This window comes from Clostridium sp. LY3-2 (assembly GCF_024705715.1).
Taxonomy (GTDB): domain Bacteria; phylum Bacillota; class Clostridia; order Clostridiales; family Clostridiaceae; genus Clostridium.
Genome location: NZ_JAMDLQ010000032.1, coordinates 34,518 through 52,935 on the forward strand (window position 1 = coordinate 34,518; position 18,418 = coordinate 52,935).

33 protein-coding genes and 1 tRNA gene are annotated in these 18,418 nt (G+C 28.8%); 1 reads left to right on the forward strand and 33 read right to left on the reverse strand.

What is annotated here, in order from left to right; genetic code table 11:
* Positions 1-115: 115 nt before the first annotated feature.
* The 33 genes from M4I33_RS10570 to M4I33_RS10730 all read right to left on the reverse strand — a co-directional run bounded on the left by M4I33_RS10570 (position 116) and on the right by M4I33_RS10730 (position 17,768).
* Positions 116-823 (reverse strand): hypothetical protein, encoded by a 708-nt coding sequence (locus M4I33_RS10570; RefSeq protein ID WP_257916757.1) that lies wholly within the window; start codon positions 821-823, stop codon positions 116-118.
* A gap of 78 nt (positions 824-901) precedes the next feature.
* The gene (locus M4I33_RS10575; RefSeq protein WP_257916758.1) at positions 902-1,201 is read right to left on the reverse strand and encodes a hypothetical protein; all 300 of its coding nucleotides are present in this window, start codon (positions 1,199-1,201) and stop codon (positions 902-904) included.
* Positions 1,202-1,263: 62 nt separating this feature from the next.
* On the reverse strand, positions 1,264-1,488 hold the full coding sequence (locus M4I33_RS10580; RefSeq protein WP_257916759.1) for a hypothetical protein: 225 nt from the start codon (positions 1,486-1,488) through the stop codon (positions 1,264-1,266).
* Between the two features lie 21 nt (positions 1,489-1,509).
* Positions 1,510-2,679 carry a minor capsid protein gene (locus M4I33_RS10585; protein WP_257916760.1) on the reverse strand — a complete coding sequence of 390 codons (1,170 nt, stop codon included), beginning with the start codon at positions 2,677-2,679 and terminating at the stop codon, positions 1,510-1,512.
* Positions 2,669-4,108 (reverse strand): phage portal protein, encoded by a 1,440-nt coding sequence (locus tag M4I33_RS10590; RefSeq protein WP_257916761.1) that lies wholly within the window; start codon positions 4,106-4,108, stop codon positions 2,669-2,671. The genes M4I33_RS10585 and M4I33_RS10590 overlap by 11 nt, the downstream gene beginning before the upstream one ends.
* A 15-nt stretch (positions 4,109-4,123) precedes the next feature.
* A complete protein-coding gene (locus M4I33_RS10595; protein ID WP_257916762.1) occupies positions 4,124-5,338 on the reverse strand; it encodes a PBSX family phage terminase large subunit in 1,215 nt (404 codons plus the stop codon).
* On the reverse strand, positions 5,331-6,197 hold the full coding sequence (locus M4I33_RS10600; RefSeq protein ID WP_257916763.1) for a terminase small subunit: 867 nt from the start codon (positions 6,195-6,197) through the stop codon (positions 5,331-5,333). Before M4I33_RS10600 ends, M4I33_RS10595 begins: the two co-directional genes overlap by 8 nt.
* 51 nt (positions 6,198-6,248) lie before the next feature.
* Entirely contained in the window at positions 6,249-6,995 is a 747-nt protein-coding gene (locus tag M4I33_RS10605; RefSeq protein ID WP_257916764.1) for a hypothetical protein, read from the reverse strand.
* Between the two features lie 2 nt (positions 6,996-6,997).
* On the reverse strand, positions 6,998-7,192 hold the full coding sequence (locus M4I33_RS10610) for a hypothetical protein (RefSeq protein WP_257916765.1): 195 nt from the start codon (positions 7,190-7,192) through the stop codon (positions 6,998-7,000).
* A 133-nt stretch (positions 7,193-7,325) separates the two neighbouring features.
* Positions 7,326-7,417, reverse strand: a tRNA-Ser gene (locus tag M4I33_RS10615).
* A 157-nt stretch (positions 7,418-7,574) separates the two neighbouring features.
* Positions 7,575-8,240 (reverse strand): DUF4145 domain-containing protein, encoded by a 666-nt coding sequence (locus M4I33_RS10620; protein ID WP_257916767.1) that lies wholly within the window; start codon positions 8,238-8,240, stop codon positions 7,575-7,577.
* A gap of 50 nt (positions 8,241-8,290) precedes the next feature.
* On the reverse strand, positions 8,291-8,764 hold the full coding sequence (locus M4I33_RS10625; RefSeq protein ID WP_257916768.1) for a RinA family protein: 474 nt from the start codon (positions 8,762-8,764) through the stop codon (positions 8,291-8,293).
* A gap of 9 nt (positions 8,765-8,773) precedes the next feature.
* A complete protein-coding gene (locus M4I33_RS10630; protein WP_257916769.1) occupies positions 8,774-9,211 on the reverse strand; it encodes a hypothetical protein in 438 nt (145 codons plus the stop codon).
* 554 nt (positions 9,212-9,765) lie between these two features.
* Positions 9,766-10,041, reverse strand: a complete 276-nt coding sequence (locus M4I33_RS10635) for an ASCH/PUA domain-containing protein (RefSeq protein WP_257916770.1) — start codon at positions 10,039-10,041, stop codon at positions 9,766-9,768.
* An 88-nt stretch (positions 10,042-10,129) separates the two neighbouring features.
* Entirely contained in the window at positions 10,130-10,879 is a 750-nt protein-coding gene (locus tag M4I33_RS10640; RefSeq protein WP_257916771.1) for a hypothetical protein, read from the reverse strand.
* A gap of 225 nt (positions 10,880-11,104) precedes the next feature.
* Complete coding sequence (locus M4I33_RS10645) at positions 11,105-11,500, reverse strand: RusA family crossover junction endodeoxyribonuclease (protein ID WP_257916772.1); 396 nt, start codon at positions 11,498-11,500, stop codon at positions 11,105-11,107.
* Positions 11,494-11,667: a hypothetical protein gene (locus M4I33_RS10650; protein ID WP_257916773.1), complete on the reverse strand. Its 174-nt coding sequence runs from the start codon at positions 11,665-11,667 to the stop codon at positions 11,494-11,496. The genes M4I33_RS10645 and M4I33_RS10650 overlap by 7 nt, the downstream gene beginning before the upstream one ends.
* 84 nt (positions 11,668-11,751) lie before the next feature.
* Entirely contained in the window at positions 11,752-12,018 is a 267-nt protein-coding gene (locus M4I33_RS10655; protein WP_257916774.1) for a hypothetical protein, read from the reverse strand.
* A 17-nt stretch (positions 12,019-12,035) separates the two neighbouring features.
* Positions 12,036-12,407, reverse strand: a complete 372-nt coding sequence (locus M4I33_RS10660; RefSeq protein WP_257916775.1) for a hypothetical protein — start codon at positions 12,405-12,407, stop codon at positions 12,036-12,038.
* A 23-nt stretch (positions 12,408-12,430) separates the two neighbouring features.
* On the reverse strand, positions 12,431-12,775 hold the full coding sequence (locus tag M4I33_RS10665) for a hypothetical protein (RefSeq protein WP_257916776.1): 345 nt from the start codon (positions 12,773-12,775) through the stop codon (positions 12,431-12,433).
* Positions 12,776-12,958, reverse strand: a complete 183-nt coding sequence (locus tag M4I33_RS10670) for a hypothetical protein (protein ID WP_257916777.1) — start codon at positions 12,956-12,958, stop codon at positions 12,776-12,778. It lies immediately after the preceding gene.
* Complete coding sequence (locus M4I33_RS10675) at positions 12,958-13,788, reverse strand: hypothetical protein (protein ID WP_257916778.1); 831 nt, start codon at positions 13,786-13,788, stop codon at positions 12,958-12,960. Before M4I33_RS10675 ends, M4I33_RS10670 begins: the two co-directional genes overlap by 1 nt.
* 15 nt (positions 13,789-13,803) lie before the next feature.
* Complete coding sequence (locus M4I33_RS10680) at positions 13,804-14,703, reverse strand: DUF1351 domain-containing protein (RefSeq protein WP_257916779.1); 900 nt, start codon at positions 14,701-14,703, stop codon at positions 13,804-13,806.
* Positions 14,704-14,714: 11 nt separating this feature from the next.
* Positions 14,715-15,413, reverse strand: coding sequence for an ERF family protein (locus tag M4I33_RS10685; protein ID WP_257916780.1), 699 nt, complete (start codon positions 15,411-15,413; stop codon positions 14,715-14,717).
* Positions 15,413-15,592, reverse strand: a complete 180-nt coding sequence (locus tag M4I33_RS10690) for a hypothetical protein (RefSeq protein ID WP_257916781.1) — start codon at positions 15,590-15,592, stop codon at positions 15,413-15,415. Before M4I33_RS10690 ends, M4I33_RS10685 begins: the two co-directional genes overlap by 1 nt.
* A gap of 2 nt (positions 15,593-15,594) precedes the next feature.
* Positions 15,595-15,831 carry a hypothetical protein gene (locus tag M4I33_RS10695; protein WP_257916782.1) on the reverse strand — a complete coding sequence of 79 codons (237 nt, stop codon included), beginning with the start codon at positions 15,829-15,831 and terminating at the stop codon, positions 15,595-15,597.
* Positions 15,828-16,079 carry a hypothetical protein gene (locus M4I33_RS10700; RefSeq protein ID WP_257916783.1) on the reverse strand — a complete coding sequence of 84 codons (252 nt, stop codon included), beginning with the start codon at positions 16,077-16,079 and terminating at the stop codon, positions 15,828-15,830. Before M4I33_RS10700 ends, M4I33_RS10695 begins: the two co-directional genes overlap by 4 nt.
* 13 nt (positions 16,080-16,092) lie before the next feature.
* Entirely contained in the window at positions 16,093-16,245 is a 153-nt protein-coding gene (locus tag M4I33_RS10705) for a hypothetical protein (RefSeq protein WP_257916784.1), read from the reverse strand.
* A 1-nt stretch (position 16,246) separates the two neighbouring features.
* Positions 16,247-16,387 (reverse strand): hypothetical protein, encoded by a 141-nt coding sequence (locus M4I33_RS10710; protein WP_257916785.1) that lies wholly within the window; start codon positions 16,385-16,387, stop codon positions 16,247-16,249.
* 13 nt (positions 16,388-16,400) lie between these two features.
* Positions 16,401-16,586: a hypothetical protein gene (locus M4I33_RS10715; RefSeq protein ID WP_257916786.1), complete on the reverse strand. Its 186-nt coding sequence runs from the start codon at positions 16,584-16,586 to the stop codon at positions 16,401-16,403.
* A gap of 1 nt (position 16,587) precedes the next feature.
* Entirely contained in the window at positions 16,588-17,415 is an 828-nt protein-coding gene (locus tag M4I33_RS10720) for an ORF6C domain-containing protein (RefSeq protein ID WP_257916787.1), read from the reverse strand.
* 12 nt (positions 17,416-17,427) lie between these two features.
* Positions 17,428-17,562 carry a hypothetical protein gene (locus M4I33_RS10725; protein ID WP_257916788.1) on the reverse strand — a complete coding sequence of 45 codons (135 nt, stop codon included), beginning with the start codon at positions 17,560-17,562 and terminating at the stop codon, positions 17,428-17,430.
* A complete protein-coding gene (locus M4I33_RS10730; protein ID WP_257916789.1) occupies positions 17,559-17,768 on the reverse strand; it encodes a helix-turn-helix transcriptional regulator in 210 nt (69 codons plus the stop codon). The genes M4I33_RS10725 and M4I33_RS10730 overlap by 4 nt, the downstream gene beginning before the upstream one ends.
* Before the next feature lie 263 nt (positions 17,769-18,031).
* On the opposite strand from M4I33_RS10730, the gene M4I33_RS10735 reads away from it, so the two are divergent.
* A complete protein-coding gene (locus M4I33_RS10735; protein ID WP_257916790.1) occupies positions 18,032-18,412 on the forward strand; it encodes a helix-turn-helix domain-containing protein in 381 nt (126 codons plus the stop codon).
* Positions 18,413-18,418 lie beyond the last annotated feature (6 nt).

An 18,418-nucleotide genomic window follows, 5' to 3' on the forward strand; every position in this document is an offset into this window, starting at 1 on the left:
CTATATTTACGCTTTAATACGAGTTTGCTTCTCTAATATAGTTACTTATTTCTTCTTTTACGCCTGGAATAAAGTAAAAAAGGCAAAACAAAAAAGCCTTATTTCTAAGACTTTTTCAAATTTCCTTCTGATAATTTTCCTTTATTCTATAATAAATCCTTGAAAATTCTATATCCTCTATATAATGAATATCATTAGTTTTAATATTAAATATAACACCTATATCTAAGTATACGCTTTTTTTGTACACAGTATCTAAGACATCTTTATATAAAAATACAATCTCTATTCTATTAATTTCTGATTTATTTATCTCTTCCTCTAACGTTCTATATGATTCACTAAAATCTTTTATTTTCCCCCCTACATATTTTTTCTTATAATTATCTAAAATATCTCCATACCAAATTATAAACTTAATGTTATGAACAACACTACTGTCTTTCTTTATATTTCCAATAAATATATTATCTTCATTAATGCTTCTACCCTGTTTATTAATCTCAATTAATTTACATCCTAAACAATTGCCTAACCCTAAATTAGAAATTTCTAGTCCTATCTTAGTATCTTCATACATATTTCTATTTTTAAATTGATTTATTTCAATTAATCCTAAACTTCTTCCATTTTCTTTATGGTTTATCAAATCAACGTTCAGAAACGGTTTTACATTAATTTTCTTTTCCTTATTAAATTGTTTTTTTGTATGCTTTATAGTCCAGATTATACCTACAAACCCTAGTATACTTCCCCAAAGCGAAAGCCATCCATCTGGAGTAGTATGGTTAACCCAATCAATAATCCATTGTACTAATTTCAATATATAATTCCTCCAATATAAATTAATTACTATCAATTATACCTTGTAAAATTATATATTGTAAAATTAATAGAGTTACTAATTACCAAATCTTTTTCTTAAATTTTGCATATCCTCTTTAATTTCCTTATTCAGTGATTCATACTCTTTCAAATACACTTTCCCTTTATCGGTTCCTTTAAAATAAGTATTAAGTTTTACTATTAATTTTCTTATTTTATCTTGCTTTTGTTCTATCTTGCTACTTAGATAGTAAGCTATATACTTCTTCCCACAATTAGGACAAATAAAGTAAACTCTTCTTATATCACCTTTAACCTTTTCTATTTCTTGCTTTGGTTCAAATTCAAAATTACATTTATCACATTCAGCTAACATAATTGTTCCTCCTTAAATTTAGACATAATAAAAGCACCTACTCATTATCTAAGTAGATGCTTTTAATAATTTAATTCAATCTTATCTAATATTGTTCCTAATGATTTACCTTCAATCTTCCATTCTTTAAGCATATCATCATATTCTTTAAAAAACTTTGATTTATCATCATCATAACACCCAACATTAAATCCATCATTCAATAAGAATATATAATATTCTTTTCCATTATAGAAAAAAGACGTATCATTTATTTCAACAAAATCTTTTAACTCTTTTCTTGTCATAAAATCACTTCCTTACCTTTATTATAATATATCCTTATTTAACTTTCTATCTTTATGACTTAATTCTTTGGTAATTCTCTTACATTTTCCTTCTTTATCCCAACTATATTTATGGCAATGTTCTCCGTTCTTTCCATATGGATGTAACTTAGGTGCTCCGTGTGGTCCAGAATGAACTTGTTTTGCCATCATACCATCTTTGTTATAATAAGTTCTATCTATTTGCCTAATTCCTTTTTTAATAGAATCAGTTTCTATTACTGAATATGGTTTATGTTGTCTAGGAATACTAAAGTGTTCTCCTTTATGATCCTCGGTTATTTTTATAGTTCCATCATCATTAAACTTATATCCTTCATTACTTCTTCTACTAAACTCATTATTTATATCTTCTTTAGCTTTATCGTGGTCTTTAATTGCATCCTTAGCATCAACTACTGGTAAGTAAGTACACCTACAATTAGCGTGAAGTGGTAAACTAGGTCTATCCTTCATTCTATAAATATTACCGTGCTTAACTCCACATCTAGGGCAAGTCCTTTCATCTGATGCAGCCCATAACTGAACTTCCTTACATCCTGCATCTTCATAAGCTTTAAAACTACTCTCATTTAAATAATGCATTGTTTCTGTTCTTACTAATCTGTGAGATTCATTAAAACCATTATTCATCCTGTTATTAAGTTGAATAACCATTTCTGTTACTGTCTTACCTTGTTGTAACCCTGTTGTAAGTATCTCATTCATATTCATAGCTAAAACTTTAGTATTCTTCCAAAGTCTTTCTGAGTAGTTACTACCTAACCAAGGTCTATTAAGCATTTCTTCCATAAGTTTTGTATTAGGCATTGAAAAATCTATTTCTCCTAATGCTTCCATAATAACCTTATAGTTCTTACTGAAACCTTCATACATATTCTTTTTACCAAAGTTCTCTACGTTTAACCCAAGTTCTTTAATAATAGAATTCATATTGTTCTGTAGGTTTGTGAGCCTATTATACTTATGCATATCACTTAATGTAGGTGTAGATGATTGTATCTTCTCTGTAAGCTTATACAGTTCCTCTGCTATGTTATTACTTGCTTCTTGATACATTTCTAATAATGCTCTGTTCTTTTCTTCTAGTGAATTGTATAAATTCCAAGTAGGTTCTGCTACTCTCTTTTCCCAGTACTCACTATTCTTCATCACCTTCACCTACTTTTTTATGAGGTAATGGTATCTTATCAAAGTTTATTCCAAACTCTTCTTTTTCTTTATCAAGTTGTTCCTGCTCTGCTACTGGATCTTTAACCCAAGGATGATTAGACATTATAGTTTTATTACTAATTACTCCTTTACTATTAACACAATTACTAATAGTTTCAGTTTCATTAATCTTAATATTCTTATTAAATATTAATTCAACTGGTACATCTTTATATGAGCCTTGACTACTCTCACTTAAATATATATTTATAAAATACAATAACTCCTTAAAAGCTTTCTTAAATAAAACTTCTAAAGAGTTACATTTTAAATCTAATCCACTATATAAGAACTTTAATGCTATACCACTTGGAGCACTACCAAACTTATCTAAGTCTTTACTTACTCCTTGCCCACATTCATTGATATCTCTTTTTAATTGTTCATAATGTATCTTAATTGCTTCTACATCAATAGTAGGATTTAAAGTATCTACTGCTCCATCTTCATCTACAACTATTGCTCTATAATAATTTAAGTATTCCATAAACTTACTAAGTTCGTCACCATCATATCCCTTAAGTACATATATAAGATTCTTAACTTCTTCTATAAAGTTTGCTACATCACTTCTACTTAAATCATAACCATCCACTAAGCTCTTTATAAATTTAATATCGCCTAATTCTTTTCTGTTATTCTTAAACGCTATGAAAGGAACTCTATTCCATACTGATTGTTTACCATCTTTAGTATAATGTCCTGCATCACCTTCAATGTTTAAATATCTCTCTGAATCTAATAATATCTTTTCACCATCTTTAACATAATACTCAACTTTATCTGGATACCATAGTTCAATCTTAGTTACTGTTTTCTTTTCTGTTCCTTCATAAACTAAAACATCATAAAGTCTTATTAGTCTATCTAATACTTTATGCCTTCTATCCTTCCATATTGGTATTACCTGTTCGCTAGGAATAACCATATAATCAAGTTTAGCTTCTTCGTTTATGAATATATGTAACCATCCTAACCCCTTATTAGAAGCTTCATATCCAAGCTCATTTAATATATCAAGGAATTCTTCCCCTAAAGTCCAATCAAGTTTCTTTATATATTCTTCATTATCAGATTTTAAAGTGTATTCTTTACCTAAAAGGTAGTTTACTTTTTCATCTACTAAATTCTTATAAAAAGCGTGTGCTAATTTATTGTTAGCCTTATATTTAACTTCTTCTTCTCCACCTTTTTCAGTAGGTCTTGTTATCTTCCTTTGGAATATATCATTATCTACTTCATAATACTTATCACCAGTTAACATTAGTTTTCTTTTATTTGAACTTAAGAAATCATTTAATTCTTCTGTTAACCATTGAATAGTATTGATAGGTCCTGCTGCTCCTACTGGCTTACCTAATCCAAACAATATAATTCCTCCTTTCTATTTAAGAACTTTTATACTTGACCCTTTATTTTCTGTGTATATCGCATATCTTATTGAATCTAAAACATCATCCCATAACTTAATAGGCTCTCCTGTTTTCTTATTCCATGCATACATAAATATTTCTTTTTTAAATAATTCAACTTCATCTTCTACAATAAAAAAAGTTGCCATCTTAAATCTTTTAGCAACTTCCTCTATTCCACTTAACCTAGATTTATCAGCGTTCTTAGCCTTTAAACCTTCTTTTCTAAATCTTGCAACGTGTTCTGGTCTTGCACTATCACAGTAAAAAAGAATATTACCATACTTAGCCTTAATTTCGTTACCTACCTTTACCCAGTAGTCTATCTCTTCATATTGCTTAGCGTACTCTTTTAATAAATACAAGTTTCCTTTATCATCTTTACCAATTACAACTATTGAACCAAAGTGTTCATATCCCCAGTCAACACCTGCAAAATACTTTACAAAATTAATATCCTTTAGCTTACTAGAACTAATATAATGAATATCTTTTCTAAAGTCTTTGTATACAATTCCTTCTGCTGATACCCATAGTCCTTTAATATCTCTATCATAAAACATACCACTTGGGGTTGATGCCTTAATGTTATCCCTGTATCTATCACTTAAGAAAGTATTATCATCTAGTTCATAATGAAAAGCTTGTATTACTTTACCGTCTGCTTTATCAATAAAGTTGACTTTTAACCAATGCTCTGGTTGATCTGGGTTAGTATCAATTAAAATCCTTGCACCTTCTCCAGAACATCTAGCTTTTATTTCATTAAATACTTCTTCATTTGCCATTGTACCTTCATTGATATATGCACCAAATGAAGTCATACCTCTTATTCTTCCTAAGTCATTTATTTTACTATGACCAAAGCAGCACACTTGAACTCCAAATAATATAAATCTATTATGTTTATCAAACTTAAAATCAATATTATATTTATTAGTTAATTCATTAAGTACGTTTCTTTGTATTGCTCCTAGGTCTGCACCTGCTAAAATATATTGTGGAAGAGGTATATTAAATTCATTAGCTATCTTTCTAACTCTTCTAAGCTCATATAAAAACAAGTCATTATCTAAAATAGTCTTTCCTGTTCTCTTTGCTCCGTGATTGATAAGCATAAAGTAATCATTATTCATTGCATATCGCATTACTTCTTGTTGCTTTTTATGGTATAAATCATCAAGCATTTTTAAAACACTCCTCTAATTTACCAAAGTATTCATCAATCTTATCTTCTTTACTCTTTTCATTATTAACTATCTTAGATTCTAATACTTTTATTTCTGCTCTTTGCTTATCTGTAGCTATTCCCATATGGTCCGCCAACCATTGAAGTGCCTTCATCTTGTCTTGAAGTTTTATCCTTACACCATCTTTTCCCTCTGATACTTCTTGTAATATGCTTGTATCTAGTTCTTTACTATCATTAAGCTCTACTACATTATATTCAAAGTAATCTTGCTCTCCTGTGTCTGGATTAATAACTGGAATATCCTCACCATTGTCACTCTTGGTCCATTTATTTTTACGTTGCTTCTTAAAAGATAAGTAATCTCCAATATCACTAAAAGCTATATCCATATACCTCTGGAATATATCTTCTTCACTTAATAATAATCTATTAAGCTTGCCTTCTTTAAGACTTTTAACTTCTTCTTGTATCCTAGCATTTCCTAGCAGTCTTGGACCATTTACCAATGCTGTTTCATAACTACATCCATAAGCTTTTTGATATGCCTTAGTAGCATTAAACTTCTTTATATAATAAATACAAAAGAGCCTTTGCTTATCCGTAAGTTCAGTATTCTTTAATACCTCTTTTACTTCTTCTGCAATAGGCTCTTTCTTCTTTACTTTTTTATTATTCTGTTTAAGTGAACGTTCATTATTTTTATCCGAACGTTCACTATCCCAGTTATATGTTTTCTTCCATCTTCGAACTGTGCTAGATGGTATATTTAATTCTTTTGATATATCTACTAACTTATATCCTTGCTTGTACAATTCATAAGCTTTGCTTACTTTTTCATTTGGTGCTCTTGCCACCTATCACCACCTCGCTTATTTATATTGTAATATAAAATTTAATCAATTTTATTAAAATTTTATAATTGAGTCCGCTTTGTTATATATATTTACAGCTATCTTATATTCTATTAATCCACATAAAGTTCCTAATAAATATTGTGCCTCAATTGAATTAGGTAAAATTTCACTAGTAAAACTTCCAACCTTAAAACTTATTATTCCGCATGAAAAAAATAGATATAATACTATTGAACAAATTCCTATAAAGATTAGCCTTAATAATGGGTTTAGCAAATCCACTTCAATCTTACTTAATTCTTCAAACTTTAGTTCTACTTTTCTAGCTCCAAATGATATCCATGCACCTACCATAGCACCTTGAAAAACAAAAAAATATTTATTTAAATAGAATATATGCATATTATTAATTATGAATACAATAAAACCACTTAAACAAATTAAACTTAATGCTATCATCCCAAGCTTCATCATATAATAATTCTTAATACGACCACTTTCACTTGCTACCATCTCAACTTTTAGCTTTTTTAAACCCTTTAAAGCTATTTCTGGTTGCGCATTTTCTCCCACTAGTCCAACCTGTGTGTTAGACAGTAGTTTTTCAAAGTATTCATCTTTTTTCTGTTTACTTGAGTTAATTAAAGATTTTATTACCTCAACTATATCCTCTGACATCTCATATACCTTTACCTGTTCTTCAGGAATTTCTCCATTACAAGCACTATCATTTTTAGCAAAAACTATATCATATTCAATATCCTCATTTTTAGATACATAAAAACAACCAATCGCCATGTTTACCTAGGTCTTCCACATGTTGGGCATTTATTGGGATCCATTTTAAGACTTTCGTTTAAATACACACCATCCTTTGTTACTAAATCAACCAATTTTAGTTCTTTTAATAAGTCATCTTCATCCTTAGTTCTATTTAATCCTTTTTCCTCTAATTTACTTATTAACTTTTTAATTTGAACAAATCTCATTTTCATTATTTCTCCTCCCTAGTATCTAATATGTATTATTATAACATTTTTTCCAACCTCAAAAAAGAACCAAGTTTAATAAACTAGATTCTTTACTGAATGTTCATAATCCCTACCGAGGTTAATAATGAGAACGTGTTGGAAAGTAAGAGATTCGAACTCTTGCTAGATGCTCTTAACACCTACTAACAGTTTAGCAAACTGCCCTCTTAACCACTTGAGTAACTTTCCATACGGTAGCAAATTAATGCTACCTTTTTATAGAACAAAAGGGTATAGTACTTTGAGATTTATGAACGCTTATGTTAAGCCTGTACTCATATATAGAATACTACAAATAAACAGTACTATGTTGGTAGTATTATGGTACAAAAGCGGTAGTTATTTTTTATCTACTCATTATCTCTTCGTATTCTTTTGTATGCATTTCAAAAAGTATCCAATATACAGTTAAATCTATAATATTTTTCAAATCGGTTATATCTTTATCCTCCCATTTTCTTATGTAATGAGTTTCATCATTTCCTAACCAAGCAGCACGTTGTGCCATAGATTTTATTTTAGGATTTTCTATCAAATCGTTTATACATCTTGATAATAGCATTTTCTTTATTTCTTCTTCTTGATCTGAATTAATTTTTGATACATAATCTTTTATCAAAAACTCTAATGCCTTTCTATATCCCATACCCGCAATTTCATCTAGTCCATTTTTCTCTGCTTTACTAGCTTGTTCATAAATCTTAATAAATTGTTGAGATACTTCTTCTATCTTGTCATCAAATATAGTATCCTTTTCATTTTTAGGGAATATGTCAATAAATCTAAAATTCCCACCACTACCAAATCCATATTTTATAATGAATACTTCTTCACAGCTAGGACAAATACTGATTAAATACTCATCCTCATTATGGTTGAATATTGCCTTTATATCTGGAGATATACCAACATTACATATTGGACACTCCTCTATTTTATCTAATCCCCTTGCTCTACAATATTCTGAATAATTTTCATACTTCGTATCTTCAAATTCTATTATTTCTGTCACTTTAATCACCTCTCCATTAAAATAATAACTCATATAATAATTTTTTCATATTAGTTCAAAACCAATTTATTCTGTATATATGGATTATAAAAGATAATATCTATTATACTAATTATTGCTTTATTTCTCAAATCTTTCCTGCAATACTCTTGACTGTACTTAAGTACAAAAGCTATCTGATTCCAGCTTAATGATCTTTTATTTATATATCTTAATTCAACTAGCTTTCTTTCTTCATCATTTAAACCTTGAACCGCTCCATCAATTCTACGTTTTAAAGTTATCTTTTTCGATAAATCATCCCTTAATACTTTTAATTCCTTTTCTCTTTCTATTATTTCATTCTCTACTGATGAACTAAACTTGTTAGTTGATTGTGTCCTTTCTTCATATCCAATAGACCCACACCCTTTATAAGATTCTTCTAAATCTTTAATTTCTGCTTTTAATAACTCTATCCTCAAAGCTAAATTATTATAGTCATATAAAATAGCTTCTGTTTTCTTAAATAAATCTTTATCCATAAATACCTCCTATTGTTTTAATTCTATTGCAGCACTAAGAGCATCCATTCCTGAATCATCATTTTTAGGTTTCTTAGTCCTACATCTTTCTAATTTTCTATTAAAGTTATATTCTGCTCCAGTTTCCATAACTTCTATTAAGTAATTCACTTCATCTAATTTATATTCAAACCTTAATTTATTCAACTGATCCTCTGGAATGTTGTCTTCAATATCTTTCTTAAAGTTATATAAAGCTTCCAAAATCACAACCATTTGTTTATATGGAACTCTAATATGTTTTTCTTCTCCTGTAACCATATTAAAGTCAAATACAGTATTATTAAGATTTTCATTGTCCGAATCTGTTTTTATTATTTTCTTGACCTTTTTAAACTTGCCCTTTTGTGCTTCATTCTTCTTTACATCTTCAACAAAATCAAAAGCACTCACTTGTCCATATTTCACTTTCAGCACTTCCTTGCACTTTTCTTTAATGGTCCATAAAATACATTATCAATAAGGATAATATAATTATTCTCTTTTTCCATATAAAGCTCGTGTATACTTCCCTTAGTCAAAAGAGGATGCAGCTTACTACACTCCTCTATTAATTCAACTTTTGGTTTATCAAAAATACTTATTTGTCCTTCTAACACTTTTTACACTTCTCTCTGTATAGAATATTATTTAAATGGATATAATTAAATTATCAAATTGAATAAAGGAGGTGTCCTATGAAAGAGAATTCTTTTATAGAATCGCTGAAGTATTTAACACTTATACTATTAGAACTATCATTCTTACTGATAGTAGTATTAATTATAAAAATGCTTACGTGATATCTAATTGTTATTCTAAATTTTACATTAAGGAGGTTAATCCTCCTAAATGTAAATACATTAGAAAACAAATAACAAAAAGAATTTAATTAGCAAAATATTAAAATACTCTTCATGGACACCTTTAATATAAAGAGCTACATTACCAGTAGCTCTTTCGTTTTATCTGCCTATTGTTAACTATCTAGGCAATACTGTAATTCCTAGAAAAGTTTCTGTTTGCCATGGTTTTATTGATAAGATACACCAACCTTTTTCTAGTCCATAACTGCCACCCTCTAGTTTATATATAATTTCATATACACTACTTCTTCCTGTATAATCTCTATCAAATTCATTTAATTTTATAAGATCTCCAACCTTATAACTTCTATCATTTTTTCTTATTTCAAATCTCTTTTCACCATTTTTTACACTCTCATAATACTCTGGTAGTATTTTTAATTCATGTATCATTTTGAATCCTCCTTTCTTGCTATTATGAATTAAATTTTAATAAAAAAATACCGCATATTCTTTTTTGAATAATACGGTATTATTAATTTTAATTTTCAAATTTAAACAACATCTTATATATGCAATCTGTAAAAAAAACTAAACTAATCATTCTTTTTTTATCTATTAAGTCAAGTCTATCCCCATGCAACATATGTCTAGTTATATATTGAGGTTTATTTTGAGTACTCTTATATAAATTGAATCTTCCACCTTCTAAGAACTCATTATATATTTTCTCTAAACCCTCACTTGGAACTTTTTTGTATTTAAAACATTGCTCTTTTAAAACATTTTTAATAGTCTTCGTTATTTCTCCAGTAGATATATTACAACCATATACCTCTCTAACTTTAAATTCTATCAATGTAAATAGGTTTAATGTTGCAGAAAATATATTATCCCTCTCAAAATTATCTTTTATGTTAGAAATAAATTCTTTAATATGATCATAACTTTCATGTTCTCCCCATTGATCCATAGCTGTACAATAATGTTTTTTTATATAAGAACTAAATATTATTTTATCAATATCTATCAAATCATCTTCATTAGTAAGAAAATTAATTGCATCATCAGTACTCATTCCTTTAATTTGATCTATAAAATAAAATATTGGAGGGCACACCCCATTTTCCATAAATCTATCCATTGATTTCTTCTTAAATTCAAGAAAAAAAGCAGCTAAATAAATATTTTTCTTGTGATCATTTTCACATTCAATAGATATTTCATTAATTACTGAAAACATTTCATCTATTAATAAAAGTATATTTCTAAAATTATCTATAACTATCACCACCATTCTCATTAATTCTAATTATATCATCTTTTAAATTCTTTTTACCCTAAAATAGCATTGTTTATTTAATTATAAATACCGCATTATTTAATTTTAAAAGAACATTTTTTATTCGTCATATAATCATATTGCGAACTTATTTTACTTTCTTATTTTTAGTAGCTCTCCATCTTAATCCAACTACTAAAACTAAAAATACTATCCACCCTAAAATTAGTTTCATCAGATCACTCCTTCTAGCTCTAATTCAATCCTTTCTTCATCCTCTGTATAAACTTTTTCTATTGATAAACTAATCACTTGTGCATCATCCTTAAAAGCAACTCCATTTAAACTATCTAAAATAATTTTTGCAATATTATCTGCATCTGGTTTCTTTGTAGGTAGTTCTCTACCCTCTCTAATTGCTTGTACACGTTTCTTTGTATATGACTTAGGTATTTTATAGTAAGCTACTATATTTGCTCTTATAGAGCCTTCTATAAATCTATTATCCTGTTCCTTATAACAAAGTCTTACCAACTGTTCATATGCAACTGTATCTTTAGGTGTAAACGCATGGCCCTTGCATATCCTTGGTCTTGCTTTACCTTTTATTTTCCCTTTAATAATCACCATTGTTTTAATTTCCTTCTACTATCATACATCCTTACATAAGATGCTCTCATTCTATCTGCTGTAAAGTTATTAATATCCCTTCTTCTTTTATTTCTCTTATCTTGGAGCTTTCGATATGTTATTCTTGCTAATTCCTTACTCCCATACTTCTTAAGTAAATCTTCCATAAACTCACTTCCTAATATCATTTGATTATCATATGAGAATAGATGGGTATATCAATACTCAAATCTACTCTCATATTTAGTTAATTAAATTTTTTCACCACAAAATGGACAATAATTACAAGTTACATTTATAACTTCCTTTTTTGTTCTTTCGCTTCCGCTCTTTGTCTTATATGGAGCTTTCGCTTCAAATTCTATATATGGTTCCGTAGTTACTGTTCCATCTTTTTTAATCATAAAAGCCATATTCTTTGATTTTATAGATACACCTTCTAAATTTTGAAACTTATCACTTACTTTAACTTTTTCTAATAATCTATTTTCTAAATCTTTTATACAGTTACATTTCACCTTGATAACCCCCTTATCTAAACATTTATTTCTTCTATATTTATAATTTTATAAAAAGTTGGTTCATATCCATGTTCTTTTTGCCATTTGAAAAATACTTCATTTAACTTTTCTTCTAGTTCTAATAGATGTTCTACAGTTACATCACCTAAATAATCCTCCGCAACTTCTCCAATATCGTCATACATAGTTTCACTAATACGTTCTATTACATTATCAACATCTATTCCAAAGTTACAAGCTGGTTCAGTTTGTCCAATTTTAAACTTATTTAAATCATCATCTTTAGCTAACTTTCTTCCTTCTGCTATAGCCTGTTCTTTAGTATCAAATTCATCTCCATGCCATATATCAGAATTTAATGACATTTCTGCTACCCATTTTCCCATTAAATTAATCCTCCTTAAATTTTTTATAAGTTTTTAAGTTCTACACCATTCCACTTTAATAATGATCTGTTAACTTCTATCTTTAATCTAAGATTGTCCATTTCACTCTTACAAGTAAAGTAACTGCTCTCAGCTACATCCCTATCTAGCCTTAGTTGTGCAATCTTTTCATCACCCCTAGCTAAATCATGTACTATACTTACAGGGTGTTTTTCTGCTCTTAAAAGTAACATTTTTCTAGCTAAAGCCATTCTATAAATTTGTTCTGCTTTATTCTTCTTAAGGCTTAATGTCTTTAACATATCATTACCTCTAGTAAGTGCTGCTAATTGTTGTTTCATATCTTCTATTATTTGCTCTGGGTTCATTTAATTACTCCTCAAATCGTTTAATAACTTTTTAAGCTCGTTTAAATGTTTTTCACACATACATCTTTTTATTCCCAATGCTGGTACTTCTACGTCATATGCTGCTCTTCTTAAACAGCCAGTTGTACTGCATATTCCTAACTTAGTTTTTATTTTTACTATTCTTCGTTTTATTGCTTCCATCAAATTACCTCAATTCTTTTATTAAAATTATCCATTAACATTGATAAGTATTTAGTTTGAATTATAGATCTTTTAAAATCGTCTTTAACTTCAATCCTTATAGCTTGTTCATCTTCAATTATTTCTGAATCTGCAAACCAACTAAACCAACCAACATTACCAACTAATTCATAAATTCTTTTATGAGTATCAGTAGAGAGTATTAGAGGTGGTAGGTTCGGTACATCTTCCTTAACCTCACCTAACCTATCCTTATCTATACTAATCTTACCTATACTATCCTTACCTAACCTAACCTGTGTATCCAACTGGTTGTCATTTGGTATACCAACATCATCACCCATTGAAATATCTATGTTTGGCGGTATTTTTACATTTTTTGTATCATCATTTTTGTTATTCTCTTGGTTTACATTTGGTATACCATTAGGTAGACACTTGGTATCCTTTTGGTTTACAACTGGTATACGCTTTGTATCCTTTCTGTCCTCCAAAGTGTAGGCTTTATTTTCTTCAACATATAATCTTGATTTTTCTTCTGTATAAACTGTTTCTTTATACCTATCATTTCTTATATAGTTGTGCATCCTCCAATGCTTAATTACACAAATACCACTTTCAAAAGGTATTATAAATTTCTTTGCTATTAGCATTTTTAATTCATCATCACCGCTGCCAATCATCCTTTGTATTTTCTTTGGATTATTTACAAACCCATCATCATCTGCTCTCATACTTAAATGAAAGTATAGTGCTTGTGTACTTAATGACATATCTAGAAATGCATCCGAATCTATTATTGTTTTTGCAAACATACGTCTTTCTGCCATATAATCACCTATTTCCTATTTAACTTTTCCTTTAGCCTTAACATCATATTCGTATCCATTAGCCTTTAAATATTGGCTTAGAGCTTGTATCATTTTAAAGTTATGTTCAACTCTAAACTCTACAAAGAACTTATCTTCATTTACATTAGGTTCTTCTTTTATTTCTGGTTTAATAATCTTTTCTTGATTAGTTTCAACTTTAGGCTCTTCTTTTATTTCTTCTCTTGCTTTATTTTCAGCTTTATAAATAAGATCTGCTTGTTTATTTATTTCATTTAAAATCTTATCTAATGGATAATCATTAACTACATACCTTTCAAACTTTAAATAATCTAACTTTGTATTTAGTTTTTCATTAGCTCTTTCAATTTCATTCTTTACAGCTACCTCTAACATTTGGATTTTAGTTTTTCTATCTTCCTGTTCTTTCTTAAGCATCATTGCTTGCATTTCTATATCTTCTTTAATGCTTTTTATACTTCCAGTAAGTTTTAAGTAACTATCTTTTAGCTCTATTCTTTTTGCATATTCATCTTCTAATTGAAAACAAACTATAGCTGCTTTAATAATCTCTTTGGCTTTTTTCTTCTTTTCTTCCTTACGTTTATTGTCAAATTCTTTAATTCCTTCTTTTATAGGGCCCTCTACTTCTGAAATTAATCCTGTAAGTTCTTTGCATTTACCTTCAAACTCTTTTATAGGAGCTTCCATTTCTCTTTTTACCGATTTACGGTAACCTTCAATATCATTTCTTAATCCTGCTAATCTCTTTTGAGTTGCCTTGCAATCCTTAAGACCTTCTTCTGTAACTACTATGTTTTTATACATTTCCATAGTTTCTTCAAGTGATTGTCTAACTTCCTCAAAGTTCATTTGAATAACTGGTAGCTCTTTATTTACTTGTAATTCTTTCATCTATAATCCTCCTAAAAATCAAAGTCTTCTAATTCTTTTTCTTTTTTTGTTGCTTCTTCTTTTCTTTTAGCTTCTTCAAGCTTTCGTCTTTCATTTTCTTCGGCTTCTCTTTTCTTTTCAGCTATCTTTGCTTTCTTTTCGTTGAAGCTTTTGATACATGCGGTGAACATATCATTCGTTATATCTTCAACTTTTGATACATTCGCCCACTCTAAGAAACTTTTAATATCAGTCTTGGTTTCTGCTATTAGTTTATTTATAGTGAACACGTGAGCCTTACTTATCTTTTGGTTTGCAAATGCTGCTTCTTCATCAATCTCTCCACTATCAATAGCATCAACCTCTGCAATTTCAAATGCCATCATATAAAGATATCTTCTTGCATAACTTTGAGTTCCTCCAATATTTTGTATAGTACTGCACCCTCTTAACTGTGCTAATTCTATTGGTGTACACCATTCTCTTTTAACTTCTGTATCCTCTGAATCTATTACATAAAGGAATGATTCATCTTTACCATATTTAAATTCAGTATAGAGTCCTATATCGTTACAGATTTCATTTATATAAGGTAAGAAATCTCCTAGCTCAAAATATTTATAATCTGAATGTTTGTTATGTCCTGTTTTCTTAAGATCCTTCTTTTGAAGTTCTACCCTCGCCTTTTGAATCTTTTGATATATATTCAATTTTGCTTTTTGCTCTGCCATTATTCCACCTCTGCTTCTTTCTTAAATCTCTGTATACAATCACAGCATATTATTAAGTTTGAAATATCATAATATTCTTCACCTTCATAAATGCTGCAACCACACTCAAAACATTCATCTACTTCTTTTTGTTTTTCTCTATGGTATCTGTAGTCATAACAACTATCTGGTAAACTCATAACTAAAACTCCTTTATTGTTTCACCAGTTTCAATGTCATATATTTCACCCTTGTCTAAATCTATCCCTGGTGGTAAAATTACTTTAAGATTTTTATTTATGGTATCTTGGTTACTTTGGTCGGTGCCAAGATACTTTTTATATAGTTCTTTAGCTTGGTTTAGGTTCTGCCTAAACCTATTTTTATTTTCTGATACTTCTGCAACTGCAATCGCTAACTCAAGTGCAATATCCTTCAACTAACTCTCTTCCTTCCTGCTCTAGTAGGTTTCATTACTCCATTTCGTCTTAACTCAACTACTTTTGTCATAATTGTTGCTTGTGGTCTTTCTAATGCAAAAGTCATTTCCTCTATACCAATCTTGTCATACCAATTTATTAGATATTCAATATCTTCATCTAACCACTTGCTACCTTTCTTTGTGTGATACTCTGGTGTGTAACTTATCCTTCCGATATCATCATAATTAAGATGTTCAAACTTCAACTTTATTGACCTCCTATCTCCTTATTGAAAACAACTTACCATTTTTCTTATCAAAGAACGTGTAATCATATGGGGTAGCCCTCTCTATTAAATAATTATTAGGATTTAACCCTTGGTCCATTAAAAACCTCTTTTGATTTCTAGATAATTTTTTTAACTGTTTCATTTTATTCCCCCATACCTTTAGTTAATTCTTGTATTGCAAACCTTAATGCTTCTACATCATCCTCTGTAGTTTCTACGCTTTCAAATTCTTCAAAGTTATAAAGTAATTCTTCTAGTTGTCCTATTATCTCTTTTCTTTCCATTTCTTAATCCTCCTTAAAATATATAAAATACATTTGTTACATATATGAAGCTAAATAGATTTCCCACACTTAATGCACCATATATTAAACTTTTTTTATTGCTATTTTCATTCACACATTTCATTCCTTCGTATAAAAATGTTGCAAATGTTGTTACTAAAGCTATTGATCCAAGTAATAACTTTCCTTCTGGTGTCAATTTAACTCTCCTCCTTAAAACTAATTTGATTATTAAGACTTTCTATTTCATTCTTAAGAGCTGTAGGTATTCTGTAATTACTTACAATATCTTTAGCAAAATCTAAATCTTTTCTTTTAATTTCATCACAGCAACTAACTCCAAATTCTCTATGAACTTGTCCATATAAATCTGAAAATACTTTCTTACTTAATGGTTTATAGGCATTAGATTTTTTACCACCTAATAATGGAACTACTATTCTATTAACCATTTTCTTTAAGGCTTTTGAATCTGCTGTAAATAATGGTAGTTCATCAAACTTTTTATCTACTGTTTCAACCTTTTCTTCTACTTCTTTAAGAGCCTTTACTTGTAACTCAAATAATTCTATTGCACCTGTTGGTTTCTTAACTTCCCTTCTCATATTAAAATACCCATCAACCAATTTATCGTATTGCTCCCAAGCAACATCATCTTCTAAAATCTTAAGGAGTTTTGCATATCCTCTTTCTGATAGCAAATAAATATTTGAACTTCTATTTATTGCATTTTGGGTATAAATTCCGTTATCACTCAAAGTGATTACGAACTCTGTTCCTTTTAAATCAACAATATCTATATTATCTAAAAACCTTTTTCTGTTTCTTTCAATATTTTGGTTTATAACTCTTAAATCTTTTCCGTGTATATTAGCAATCTCTTTTACTAGCATTGCTTTCTTACCTGCTCCAAATCCTCCCTCTATATCATGGAATTGCATCCCATCTACATTTTTAACTCCATTCACTTTTAAAGCTTGTCCTAACTGACTTCTTACTAAATCAGTTCCGTATCTTTTTTCTTCCATAGTTATTCCTCCTTACATTTCTTCATTCTTTAACTCATAGTTAGGTAATAGCTTGTCTATTGCTTCTTTTACTTTGTCTTTGTTGTTACAATGCGAACAAATAATAATCTTTCGTCTGCCATTTATAAAATCCACTTTAAAAATCATAAATTTTCCTCCTCTTCGTATATATTGTTTATGGAGCTGTTCATTGCTTTACTTATTTTATAAGCATTTTCCACAGTCATTTTTCTAAAATCTCTTTTGTCATTAACTAAATCTGATATAGCCGATTTGCAAATATCTGCTTTTTTCGCAAACCCAACAATTCCAATCTTATTTTCTGCAATGTACTTCTTGATAGGCTTATTCAAATCTTCACCTCCGTTCCGTTATCGGAATTTATGAGTTTATTATAGTTCCGTTTTCGGAATTGTTCAAATGCTATATTTACTAATTTAAGTTCATTTTAAATTATATAAATAAATTAACTTTCTATTTCTACTAAATACTCCATTTTTCATCATATTTCTTAAATATTAATATATTTTTAATTGATTTATTATAAATTTTCTATTGATTTAACGGAACAATATGTTAAAATAGTTCTATAAACAGAACAAAAAGGAGATTAATTATGGAACTATCTATATTAGGAATAAATATAAAAAGAATAAGAGAAAGTAAAGGTATGTCTCAAGCAGACCTAGTCAGAAAAGCTAATGTTGGTAAAGCAACAATTAGTGAAATAGAAAATGGTAAACGTCAAAGTCTAAACAGCACAACAATAAATAAGATAAGTACTGCTCTTGATGTTAGTCCAGAGGAATTGTTTTTAGAAGAAGGATCTTGTGAATATGAAGTAATAGATATAAAAGAAGCATTACAGATTATTTTTAGTTCTGATGATCTTACCCTAAATAATATAGCTCTTTCAGATAATGAAAGAAAAATCTTAGAAGAAAGCATAAATGATACGTTCAACTATATCTTAAATAGAAGAAATAAAATGAAATAGAGGTAT

Bases quoted from the DNA above. Each gene is read 5' to 3' on its own strand.
- M4I33_RS10675 (WP_257916778.1), bottom strand. From the start codon at position 13,788: ATGGCAGAAAGACGTATGTTTGCAAAAACAATAATAGATTCGGATGCA.
- M4I33_RS10575 (WP_257916758.1), bottom strand. From the start codon at position 1,201: ATGTTAGCTGAATGTGATAAATGTAATTTTGAATTTGAACCAAAGCAA.
- M4I33_RS10670 (WP_257916777.1), bottom strand. From the start codon at position 12,958: ATGGAAGCAATAAAACGAAGAATAGTAAAAATAAAAACTAAGTTAGGA.
- M4I33_RS10645 (WP_257916772.1), bottom strand. From the start codon at position 11,500: ATGGTGATTATTAAAGGGAAAATAAAAGGTAAAGCAAGACCAAGGATA.
- M4I33_RS10595 (WP_257916762.1), bottom strand. From the start codon at position 5,338: ATGCTTGATGATTTATACCATAAAAAGCAACAAGAAGTAATGCGATAT.
- M4I33_RS10635 (WP_257916770.1), bottom strand. From the start codon at position 10,041: ATGATACATGAATTAAAAATACTACCAGAGTATTATGAGAGTGTAAAA.
- M4I33_RS10585 (WP_257916760.1), bottom strand. From the start codon at position 2,679: ATGAAGAATAGTGAGTACTGGGAAAAGAGAGTAGCAGAACCTACTTGG.
- M4I33_RS10685 (WP_257916780.1), bottom strand. From the start codon at position 15,413: ATGGCAGAGCAAAAAGCAAAATTGAATATATATCAAAAGATTCAAAAG.
- M4I33_RS10705 (WP_257916784.1), bottom strand. From the start codon at position 16,245: ATGAAACAGTTAAAAAAATTATCTAGAAATCAAAAGAGGTTTTTAATG.
- M4I33_RS10665 (WP_257916776.1), bottom strand. From the start codon at position 12,775: ATGAACCCAGAGCAAATAATAGAAGATATGAAACAACAATTAGCAGCA.
- M4I33_RS10680 (WP_257916779.1), bottom strand. From the start codon at position 14,703: ATGAAAGAATTACAAGTAAATAAAGAGCTACCAGTTATTCAAATGAAC.
- M4I33_RS10580 (WP_257916759.1), bottom strand. From the start codon at position 1,488: ATGACAAGAAAAGAGTTAAAAGATTTTGTTGAAATAAATGATACGTCT.
- M4I33_RS10720 (WP_257916787.1), bottom strand. From the start codon at position 17,415: ATGGAAGAAAAAAGATACGGAACTGATTTAGTAAGAAGTCAGTTAGGA.
- M4I33_RS10735 (WP_257916790.1), top strand. From the start codon at position 18,032: ATGGAACTATCTATATTAGGAATAAATATAAAAAGAATAAGAGAAAGT.
- M4I33_RS10610 (WP_257916765.1), bottom strand. From the start codon at position 7,192: ATGAAAATGAGATTTGTTCAAATTAAAAAGTTAATAAGTAAATTAGAG.
- M4I33_RS10710 (WP_257916785.1), bottom strand. From the start codon at position 16,387: ATGGAAAGAAAAGAGATAATAGGACAACTAGAAGAATTACTTTATAAC.
- M4I33_RS10650 (WP_257916773.1), bottom strand. From the start codon at position 11,667: ATGGAAGATTTACTTAAGAAGTATGGGAGTAAGGAATTAGCAAGAATA.
- M4I33_RS10605 (WP_257916764.1), bottom strand. From the start codon at position 6,995: ATGGCGATTGGTTGTTTTTATGTATCTAAAAATGAGGATATTGAATAT.
- M4I33_RS10660 (WP_257916775.1), bottom strand. From the start codon at position 12,407: ATGGGAAAATGGGTAGCAGAAATGTCATTAAATTCTGATATATGGCAT.
- M4I33_RS10625 (WP_257916768.1), bottom strand. From the start codon at position 8,764: ATGGATAAAGATTTATTTAAGAAAACAGAAGCTATTTTATATGACTAT.
- M4I33_RS10690 (WP_257916781.1), bottom strand. From the start codon at position 15,592: ATGAGTTTACCAGATAGTTGTTATGACTACAGATACCATAGAGAAAAA.
- M4I33_RS10725 (WP_257916788.1), bottom strand. From the start codon at position 17,562: ATGATTTTTAAAGTGGATTTTATAAATGGCAGACGAAAGATTATTATT.